The sequence below is a fragment of the Metapseudomonas boanensis genome, from assembly GCF_042232855.1.
GTDB classification, from domain to species: Bacteria; Pseudomonadota; Gammaproteobacteria; order Pseudomonadales; family Pseudomonadaceae; genus Metapseudomonas; species Metapseudomonas boanensis.
This window is the reverse complement of record NZ_CP113889.1, coordinates 1,982,477-1,992,400: the sequence shown is the minus strand read 5'-3', so window position 1 is coordinate 1,992,400 and position 9,924 is coordinate 1,982,477. Positions and strand designations below refer to the sequence as shown.

8 protein-coding genes are annotated in these 9,924 nt (G+C 64.8%); 4 read left to right on the top strand and 4 right to left on the bottom strand.

Annotation, left to right across the window (positions count from 1 at the left end):
• Positions 1–10: 10 nt before the first annotated feature.
• A complete protein-coding gene (locus OXH74_RS09125; protein ID WP_375740936.1) occupies positions 11–481 on the top strand; it encodes a chemotaxis protein CheW in 471 nt (156 codons plus the stop codon).
• A 170-nt stretch (positions 482–651) separates the two neighbouring features.
• On the opposite strand, the gene OXH74_RS09120 is transcribed toward OXH74_RS09125, so the two are convergent.
• On the bottom strand, positions 652–1,371 hold the full coding sequence (locus OXH74_RS09120) for a 16S rRNA (uracil(1498)-N(3))-methyltransferase (RefSeq protein WP_375740935.1): 720 nt from the start codon (positions 1,369–1,371) through the stop codon (positions 652–654).
• A gap of 179 nt (positions 1,372–1,550) precedes the next feature.
• The gene (locus tag OXH74_RS09115) at positions 1,551–2,957 is read right to left on the bottom strand and encodes an adenosylmethionine--8-amino-7-oxononanoate transaminase (protein WP_375740934.1); all 1,407 of its coding nucleotides are present in this window, start codon (positions 2,955–2,957) and stop codon (positions 1,551–1,553) included.
• 162 nt (positions 2,958–3,119) lie between these two features.
• Between OXH74_RS09115 and OXH74_RS09110 the strand changes: the two genes are divergently transcribed.
• The 3 genes from OXH74_RS09110 to OXH74_RS09100 all read left to right on the top strand — a co-directional run bounded on the left by OXH74_RS09110 (position 3,120) and on the right by OXH74_RS09100 (position 5,990).
• The gene (locus OXH74_RS09110) at positions 3,120–4,598 is read left to right on the top strand and encodes a flavin monoamine oxidase family protein (RefSeq protein WP_375740933.1); all 1,479 of its coding nucleotides are present in this window, start codon (positions 3,120–3,122) and stop codon (positions 4,596–4,598) included.
• Positions 4,599–4,831: 233 nt separating this feature from the next.
• Entirely contained in the window at positions 4,832–5,386 is a 555-nt protein-coding gene (locus OXH74_RS09105; RefSeq protein WP_375740932.1) for a cytochrome b, read from the top strand.
• A gap of 28 nt (positions 5,387–5,414) precedes the next feature.
• Positions 5,415–5,990, top strand: a complete 576-nt coding sequence (locus tag OXH74_RS09100; protein ID WP_375740931.1) for a YceI family protein — start codon at positions 5,415–5,417, stop codon at positions 5,988–5,990.
• 108 nt (positions 5,991–6,098) lie between these two features.
• Here OXH74_RS09100 and OXH74_RS09095 read toward each other — a convergent pair whose 3' ends face one another.
• Both OXH74_RS09095 and OXH74_RS09090 read right to left on the bottom strand, forming a co-directional pair.
• Positions 6,099–8,006: a DEAD/DEAH box helicase gene (locus tag OXH74_RS09095; protein WP_375740930.1), complete on the bottom strand. Its 1,908-nt coding sequence runs from the start codon at positions 8,004–8,006 to the stop codon at positions 6,099–6,101.
• A 406-nt stretch (positions 8,007–8,412) separates the two neighbouring features.
• Entirely contained in the window at positions 8,413–9,744 is a 1,332-nt protein-coding gene (locus OXH74_RS09090) for an OprD family porin (RefSeq protein WP_375740929.1), read from the bottom strand.
• Between the last annotated feature and the right edge of the window lie 180 nt (positions 9,745–9,924).

The window sequence follows — 9,924 nt, the reverse complement described above, 5'->3', positions numbered from 1 at the left end:
AGGACCCATCATGAGCCAAGCCATCACCTCGCAGAGCAGCACCAATAGCCTCACCGGCCTGATCCTACCGCTGGCCGACCGCAATCTCCTGGTGCCCAACGTGGCGCTGGCCGAACTCATTCCTTACCGCGCCCCACAGCCGACCCCGGGCCTACCGGCCTGGATGCTCGGACAAGTGGCCTGGCGTGACCTGCGCTTGCCGCTGCTGTCGTTCGAAGCGGCCGCTGGCGGCCAGGCAGCCGTGGGCCCGGGCGCCCGTGTTGCCGTTCTCAATGCCCTGGGTGGGCGACCTCACGTGAAATTCCTGGCCCTGCTGCTGCAAGGCATCCCGCGCTCACTGAAGCTCGAGGAAGACCTGCCCCGTACCAATGCGCCATTGGCCGCACTGGAACTGGACGCGGTACAACTCGGCCTTGACGTGGCGAAGATTCCCGACCTGGTGGCGCTGGAGCAGCTGCTGGCGGATGCCGGGCTGATCTGACTGCCCTGAGCGCTGACTGCCCCCTCTCTCTCGGGAGAGGGCCGGGGCAGGCCTGCCGACTGCGTCCCCCCTTAAAAATGGTTCCTCGCGGATGTTTGGGGGATGCCCGGGGCTCACACCGGCTTGCCAATTCGGTTCGCCCCCCGCATTCCCGAAAATCCGCGAAAACCTTAGAAATCGCCCCACAGCTGTTGCGCCACCGTCAGCGCTACTACCGGCGCCGTCTCGGTGCGCAGTACTCGCGGGCCCAGGCGCGCGGGGTGAAAGCCCGCCGCCTTGGCGGCCTCCACTTCGGCATCGGACAAGCCACCCTCAGGGCCGATCAGGAACGCCAGGCTCTGCGGCTTCTCATGACTGGCCAGAGGTTCGGCCACCGGGTGCAGCACCAGCTTGAGGTCGGCCTCCACCTGACGCTGCCAGTCCGCCAGGGTGGCTGGAGCATGGATCTCCGGTATCACCGAGCGTCCGCATTGCTCACATGCACTGATTGCCACCTGGCGCCAATGGGCCAGGCGCTTGTCGGCACGCTCATCCTTCAGGCGCACTTCACAGCGTTCGCTGACCAGCGGGGTGATTTGGGCCACGCCCAGCTCGGTGGCCTTCTGGATCGCCCAATCCATGCGTTCGCCACGGGACAGGCCCTGGCCAAGATGCACCTGCAGGGGAGACTCGGCCACGCCCGCAAAGGCTTCACGCAACTCAACCCGCACGACCTTCTTGCCCACCTCCGCCAACTCGCCCAGGTATTCCTGGCCGGAGCCATCGAAGAGCTGCACGGTGTCGCCTGCCGCCAGACGCAGCACGCGGCCTATGTAATGGGCCTGGGCTTCGGGCAGCTCGTGCTGGCCGATGGAAAGAGGGGCGTCGATGAAGAAGCGGGAAAGGCGCATGGGCATTCGGGGCAAGGAGAGGACAGGCGCGCAGTTTAAGGCCTGGCAGCGCCTCCGGGTAGGTTGGGGCGGGCGGCACAGGTCTGAGCGCAGCAAAGCCCAACGGGGAAAGCCCCCGAGCGGGGCTCGTTGGGCTTCGCCCCGCTCAGCGCAACCCCACTCGGCGCGACCTGCGCGGGCTAGCCCGGATCGCGGTGGTTCGGGTGCAGGTCCGTCGCCACGCTGACGCTCACCGAGTCGCGGGTGGCAATGTCGATGCCCTCGGTCGCAACGATCGCGAGGAAATCGATCTGCTCTTCGGTGATCACGTAAGGCGGCAGGAAGTACACCACGTTGCCCAGCGGCCGCAGCAACGCGCCACGCTCGAGGGCATGCTGGAACACCTTGAGGCCACGGCGCTCCTGCCACGGGAACGGCGTCTTGCTGGCCTTGTCCTGGACCATTTCCACCGCCAGCACCATGCCGGTTTGGCGCACCTCGGCCACGTGCGGATGGTCGGCCAGATGGGCGGTGGCGGTGGCCATGCGCGTGGAGAGCTTGCGATTGGCTTCGATTACCCGGTCTTCCTCGAAGATATCCAGGGTCGCCAGCGCCGCCGCACAGGCCAGCGGATTGCCGGTGTAGGTATGCGAATGGAGGAAGGCGCGCAGCGTCTGGTAGTCATCGTAGAAGCCCTGGTAGACAGCCTCGCTGGTCAGTACCGCGGCCATCGGCAGATAGCCGCCGGTCAGGGCTTTGGACAGCACCAGGAAGTCCGGGGCGATGCCGGCCTGCTCGCAGGCGAACATGGTGCCCGTGCGGCCGAAGCCGACGGCGATTTCGTCATGGATCAGGTGGACGCCATAGCGGTCGCAGGCTTCGCGCAGCAGCTTGAGGTACACCGGGTGGTACATGCGCATGCCGCCGGCGCCCTGGATCAGCGGCTCGACGATCACCGCCGCGACCTCTTCGTGATGCTCCGCCAGCGTCCGCTCCATGTGCGCGAACATGTTGCGCGAATGTTCTTCCCAACACATGCCTTCAGGGCGCAGGAAGCAGTCCGGGGTCGGCACCTTGAGGGTGTCCAGCAGCAGCGACTTGTAGGTCTCGGTGAACAGGGCAACGTCGCCCACCGACATCGCAGCCACGGTTTCGCCGTGGTAGCTGTTGGTCAGGGTGACGAAGCGCTTCTTGCGCTCCAGCCCCTGGTTGCGCCAGAAGTGGTAGCTCATCTTCAGCGCCACTTCGATGCCGGAGGAACCGTTGTCGGCGTAGAACACCCGATCCAGGCCCTTGGGCGTGATCTTCACCAGGCGCTCGGACAGCTCGATCACCGGCTGATGGCTGAAGCCGGCAAGGATCACGTGCTCCAGCTGGTCCACCTGGTCCTTGATGCGCTGGTTGATGCGTGGATTGGCATGGCCGAACACATTGACCCACCAGGAGCTGACGGCGTCCAGGTAGCGTTTGCCCTCGAAGTCCTCCAGCCAGACGCCCTCGCCCCGGCGGATGGGGACGACCGGCAGGCGCTCGTGATCTTTCATCTGGGTGCAAGGGTGCCAAAGCACGGCGAGGTCGCGCTGCATCCAATCGGCATTGAGGCCCATGTGCTGCTCTCCTGTAATGATCGGGGAAGCCTATGCAATGCCTCCGTCATGAACAAGCTGGACGTGATCCGGTCGTTGCAGGACACGTATGGCCGGGCCGCGAGGGCTGGCGTATCCTGCGCGCCGTTATCCAGAGTCGGTGCTTTTCCGGGGGAAATACCAATGTTTGCAACGTGGCGCGCCTTGGCGCTGATCGTTTTGGGGGCGTTCAGCGTGACCGCGCTGGGCAAGGACAAACAGCCGACGGCCATCGTCATTGGCGGCGGCCTGGCCGGCCTGACATCGGCCTATGAGCTGCAACAGAAAGGTTGGCAGGTCACCGTGCTGGAAGCCAAGCCGAACATCGGCGGGCGCTCGGGCCTGGCCACCAGCGAGTGGGTCGGTAGCGCCAAGCTGCAACCCAGCCTTTACCGCTACCTGGACACCTTCAAACTGAAGGCCGTTCCGGCACCTGACTACGTGCGCACCCCGGGCTACCTGGTCGGTGGCCGCTACTTCACCGAGGCCGACCTGCTCAAGGAAGCGCCCAGCACCGTCGAAGGCTTGAAGCGTTTCGACAAGAGCCTGGATGAACTGGCCGCCTCCATCGACGACCCACTCAAGCCGACGGTCAACCACACCCTGCAGACCCTCGACTCCATCAGCGTTGCCCGCTGGCTGGACAAGCTGGCCCTGTCACCGACCGCGCGCGCCCTGGTCGACCAGCGCATCCGCGCCCGCTACGACGAGCCCTCGCGCCTATCGCTGCTGTATCTGGCCCAGCAAGCCCGCGTCTACCGCGGCCTGCCGGACACCGAGATGCGTGCCGCGCGCTTGCCCGGCGGCAGCCAACTGCTTGCCCAGGCGCTGGCCAAGCCACTGAAGACCATCAAGACCAATGCTCGCGTCTCCGCCATTGTGCAGGAGCAGGACGGCGTCACCGTCAAGGTCGGCCCGACTGGCTACAAGGCCGATTATGTGGTGCTCGCCGTGCCGCTGCCGGCCCTTACCAAGATCAGCCTCACGCCATCGCTGTCGACCTTGCAGGTGCGCGCCCTGAAGGACATCAACTACGGCTGGCGTGATCAGATCCTGCTCAAGTTCAAGAAGCCCGTGTGGGGCAAGAGCCGCCTTTCCGGCGAGGTCTTCAGCGACAAGGGTCTGGGCATGATCTGGGTCGAACCGGCCCTCAAGGGTGGCGCCAACCTGCTGGTCAACCTGGCCGGTGACAATGCCCGCCTGATGCAGGCCTTCGGCGATCGACAGTTGGTCGATCAAGTCCTGATCCGCCTTGACGGCCTGTATCCGGGCGCTCGCGAGCAGTTCAAGGGCTCGGAGCTGCGTCGCTTCGGCAAGGACTCCCTGGCCGGCGGCGCTTACCTGGCCTATGGCCCGGGTGAAATGAGTCTCTACTGGCGCCTGTGGGAGAAGCCCCTGGGCCGTGTGGTATTCGCCGGCGAGCATACCGACGCACTCTATCCGGGCACCCTGGAAGGTGCACTGCGCAGCGGCCTGCGCGCGGCCACCCAGGTACAAGACCTGAAAGCCGGCAAGGCCGTTGCTCCTGTCGAAACCGCCGCCGAGACTAAACCTGAGGCGGTAGCCAAGGCTGCGCCCACCAAGGAAGAGCAGAAGGGTTTCTTCTCGCGCCTGTTCAACTGAGTCCGGAACCGGCGGCGCACGTCTGCGCCGCCGGCCCATTCCCAGAGGCTTCCCAACTTCCGCACCCAGCTGTTCAAGTCCATCCTACAGCCGGCCCCTGCTAGTTCCTACAGACGACAAGTATCGTTTTACTCGATATTTCAAAGCGAAATTTTCCGCTTTAATTCGATAGATTTGTCGTTAGGCTTGTCCCTCGCGTCTTCTCACCCTCTGCGATCTAGAAGGACTCATTCATGCAGTGGCGCAACTCGCCGTCTCGTTTCGGCCTGGTCAGCATCATCCTCCACTGGGGTGTGGCTCTGGTGTTCTTCGGCCTCTTCGGCCTCGGGCTGTGGATGGTCGAGCTGAACTACTACAGCAGTTGGTACAAGACCGCGCCGGAGATCCACAAGGGCATCGGCATCCTGCTCTTCGTGGTCATGCTGGCACGTTTCGGTTGGCGCTTCGCCAGCCCGCCGCCGCCGGCCCTGCCCAACCACGGCCCGATGACCCGCCTGGGCTCGAAGCTGGGCCATCTGGTCCTCTACGTTGGTCTCTTCGCCGTGATGATCTCCGGCTACCTGATCTCTACCGCGGAAGGTCGCGGCATCAGCGTATTCGGGCTCTTCGAAGTACCGGCCACCCTGACGGCGATTCCCGACCAGGAAGACGTCGCCGGTGTCATCCACGAGTATCTGGCCTGGGGCTTGGTGATCTTCGCCGGCATCCACGCCCTGGCGGCCCTGAAACATCATTTCATCGACCGCGACGCCACCCTGACACGCATGCTCGGGCGCGCCGCCAAATAACACTGCACCTCAATTAGGAGATTGATCAATGCTGAAGAAAACCTTCGCCGCGCTGACCCTGGGCGCAGCCCTGGTAGCCGGCCAGGCCATGGCCGCTGATTACCTGATCGACAAGGAAGGCCAGCACGCCTTCGTCAACTTCAAGATCGGCCACCTCGGCTACAGCTTCATCTACGGCACCTTCAAGGACTTCGACGGTTCCTTCAGCTATGACGAGAAGAATCCCGAAGCCAGCAAGGTCAAGGTGACTCTCAAGACCGCCAGCGTCGACACCAACCACGCAGAACGTGACAAGCACATCCGCAGCGGCGACTTCCTCAACGTCAGCAAGAACCCGACCGCTACCTTCGAGTCCACCTCGGTCAAATCGACCGGCCAGGGCACCGCTGACGTGACCGGCAACCTGACGCTGAACGGCGTGACCAAGCCAGTCGTGATCAAAGCCAAGTTCGTTGGCCAGGGCGACGACCCATGGGGCGGCTACCGCGCCGGTTTCGAAGGCAGCACCAAGATCAAGCTGAAGGACTTCGAGATCCAGAAGGACCTCGGCCCGGCCTCCCAGGAAGCCGAGCTGATCATCTCCATCGAGGGTGTGCGCGCGTAAGCTTGCCGCGTCTGACAGAACGCCGGCGATTGCCGGCGTTTTGCATTCTGCAAGACCGCACAAACAAGAACGCCGGCATCAGCCGGCGTTCTTGTTACTGAGGAAAACTCAGCGGTTGCGGGTCAGCAGTGCCGGCTTTTCGCCGCGCGGACGGGTCTGCTGCTGCAGTTCGTCCAGTTGCTCCGGCGTCGGGTAACGATCACCACGCGATTCCTTGAGGATGATCTTCGGCTGCGGCTTGCTGCTGCGCGGATCCTGCACGGCCGGCTCCGAGCGCTCGTCACGACCACGGGAGACCAACGGATCCTCACGGCGCGGGCCACGGCCCTTGGCGGGCTTACCCTGGCGCTGTTGGCCCGGCTTCTGGCCTTGCTTCTGACCGCCGCCCTGGGACTGGCCGCGTGGCTGGCCACCGCGGCCCTGCGGCTGCGCCTGGCCTTGACCCTGGCGTGCGCCCTGGCCTTGGCCTTGACCCTGGCCCTGGCCCTGGCCACCCCGGCGTTGTCCGCGGCCCTGATTCTTACCGACATAGGGGCTCACGTAGTCGACGCGGTTACCGAAGTTGTCGACTTCGTCATCCAGGAACTCTTCCGGATCACGATCCTGGCCAGGCTGCGGCGGACGCTGTGGACGAGCCTCCTTGGCTGGCTGAGCTGGCTGGGCGACCTGCTGGGCCTTGTCCTGCTCCTTGCCTTTACCTTTCCCGCGACGATTGCGGCTGCGGCGCGGCTTACCCTCGCCGCCTTCCTCGCCGCCCTTTGCTTCGGCAGCGGCGGCAGGCGCCTTGCCTTCACGCTTGGGACGGTCGGCACGCGGCTGGCGCTCAGGACGCGGCGGACGCGCTTCGGGGCGCTCGACCTCGACGCTCGACGGATCGAAGCCCTGGGTGTCGCCATCCGGGATCTTCTGCTTGGTCATGCGCTCGATGGACTTCAGCAGCTTCTCTTCGTCCGGCGCCACCAGCGAGATCGCCTCGCCACTGCGGCCGGCACGGCCGGTCCGGCCGATACGGTGCACGTAATCTTCCTCGACGTTCGGCAGCTCGAAGTTGACCACATGCGGCAGTTGGTCAATGTCCAGGCCACGGGCAGCGATATCGGTCGCCACGAGGATGCGGACATCGTTGGCCTTGAAGTCGGCCAGTGCCTTGGTGCGGGCGTTCTGGCTCTTGTTGCCATGGATCGCCATAGCCGGCAGGCCATGCTTGGTCAGGTACTCGGCCAGGCGGTTGGCGCCATGCTTGGTGCGGGTGAACACCAGCACCTGTTCCCAGGCGCCCACGGTGATCAGGTGCGCCAGCAAGGCACGCTTGTGGCTGGCCGGCAGGTGGAACACACGCTGTTCGATGCGCTCCACCGTGGTGTTCGGCGGCGTCACTTCGATGCGTTCGGGATCGTGCAGCAGCTTGTTGGCAAGGTCGACGATGTCTTTCGAGAAGGTCGCCGAGAACAGCAGGTTCTGGCGCTTGGCAGGGAGCCTGGCGAGGACCTTCTTGACGTCATGGATGAAACCCATGTCGAGCATGCGGTCGGCTTCGTCGAGTACCAGGACCTCCACATGGGAAAGGTCGACGCTGCCCTGGCCGGCCAGGTCCAGCAGACGGCCGGGGCACGCCACTAGCAGGTCGACGCCTTTGGACAGTGCCTGTACCTGCGGATTCATGCCGACGCCACCGAAGATGCAGGTGCTGATCAGGCTGAGGTCGCGGGCATAGAGCTTGAAGCTGTCATGCACCTGCGCTGCGAGCTCGCGAGTCGGAGTCAGGACCAGCACCCGCGCCTGGCGCGGACCGTGCCGGTGGGACTTGTCCGGATGGCCGTTGGGGAACAGCCGCTCAAGGATCGGCAGGGCGAAACCGGCGGTCTTGCCAGTGCCAGTCTGGGCCGCGACCATCAGATCGCGACCTTGCAACACGGCGGGAATCGCCCGCTGTTGCACGGGAGTAGGCTGGGCGTAGCCGGCGGCCTCGACGGCACCGACCAAGGCCTCGGAGAGACCGAGGGAAGCAAAGGACATGGGAAATCCTGTGTAGTTCTAGGGGCTGGCCCGATGGGGTGTTCGTATCTGGCTCGAATCACGGCAATGGCGCGCGATCCCGACCGGTCCTGCTGGCCTGAGGGGAGGCCTAGCGTCCGGGCGTATGCCTGACGGAAGCCGGAGTATAACAGAGCCGTTGAGTTGTACAGCCTTTCTGCTGCTCAACGGTTGCGAAACCCATGCGGACGGGGCTGCGCGGGCGTCTCCGTGTAGAGACTATCCCTCATGGGAGCGAATTCATTCGCCATGCAGACCACAGGTCTGCATTGGGACACCGCGCGGGGCTCAGTCCCCTCACCCCCTCCCCCTCTCCCGGAGGGAGGGGGAGCAGCCCGTGCAGGGGCGAATCCATTTGCCAAGCCGGCCGCAGGCGTGCCGGCCCCTATTACAGCAAGGTCAGCGTATAGCTGAGGATCAACCGGTTCTCATCCTGGTCACGTACTGCATCGCTGCGCAGAGAGGCATTGCGCCAGGAAGCACCCAGCCCCTTGAGAGGGCCGCCCTGCAGCACGTAGTCGACGCGCACGTCGCGCTCCCACTCGCCCTGGTCGCTGCCCTGGGTTTCGAGGTGGCTGCCCTTCAGGTAGGTCGCGGTTGCCTTTAGCCCCGGTAATCCGACCTTGGCGAAATCGTATCCGTACTCCGCCACCCAGGTGCGCTCGCCAGCGCTGGCGAACTTGCCGATCTGACGATCGGTGATCAGGTAGGCGGTGGCGCCGTCGCCCTGGTTGAGGAAGGGAAAGGCGCTGTCACCGGAGAGCTGCTGATAACCCAGGCTCGCCGCATGGCCCGCCAGGGTGTAGGTGAACAGGGCACTCCAGGCGCGGTTGTCCACTTCAAAGCGGTCCGGGTCGTTGGCCGCCCAGTTGCCCGCGCTGCGGAAGCCTTCGCGGCGGCCGGCGGCGCTGGCGTTCTTGCCGTCGGAGTCGCTGTAGAAGTAGCGCAGGTCGGACTTCAGCGCGCCCACCGGCAGCGCCCAGTTGTGGGTCAGGCCGAGGAAGTGCTGCTGATAGAAGTCCTCCAGGTTGCCGTAGTAGTACTGCGCCAGCAGGTTGTCGCTGACCTTGTAGTCGCCGCCGGCGAAATAGAATTTGTTGACGAACTGGCCGGTGCGGGCGTTGTTCGCCCCGGCGATGGACAGGCCGCGGGCGTCGCTGGAGTTACGCCCCTTGGCGTGTTCCAGTTGGCCACCCACCAGGGTCAGGCCGGCGATCTCGCTGGAGGTCACCTGCCCGCCCTCGAAGGTCTGCGGCAGCAGGCGGCCGTCGTTGTAGGTCACCACCGGCAGCTTCGGCAGCAGGGTGCCGAGGCGCGCTTCGGTCTTGGAGAAGCGCAGCTTGCCGGTCACGCCCAGGCTGCCGAAGTCGTCCTTGGCGCGGCCGTCCTCGTCGGTGGGGAACACGGTGCCGCCATAGTTGGCACTGGTGGGGTTGAAGTGGGTGCCCTTGCCGGAATCCAGCTTCACGCCCAACAGGCCGAGGGCGTCGACACCGACGCCGACGGTGCCTTCGGTGTAGCCCGAGGCGTAGTTGAACAGGAAGCCCTGGCCCCACTCCTCCTGCTTGGAGGGCGCCGCCGTGCCTTCGCGGTTATCCGAGTTGATGTAGAAGTTGCGCAGGGCCAGGCTGGCCTTGCTGTCTTCGATGAAACCGCCGGCGGCGGCCTGCTGGGCCAGCACGCCGAAGGCGACGGCCAGGGCGAGGGACGACTTGTTCATGCTCGATGCTCCATTGCGATCTTTTATGGGTGTTGGGTGCCCGGAGCAGGAGCAGACGCTTTACGCCGCTGCGTGACCTTCGAAGCCACTGTCGTTTTCACAGGCTCCGGTGCAAGTGCGATGCGGCGGTCCGCTTTCGGCAGGCCGCCACTCTAGGGGGCGGCTGCTAATTTCAAAAAA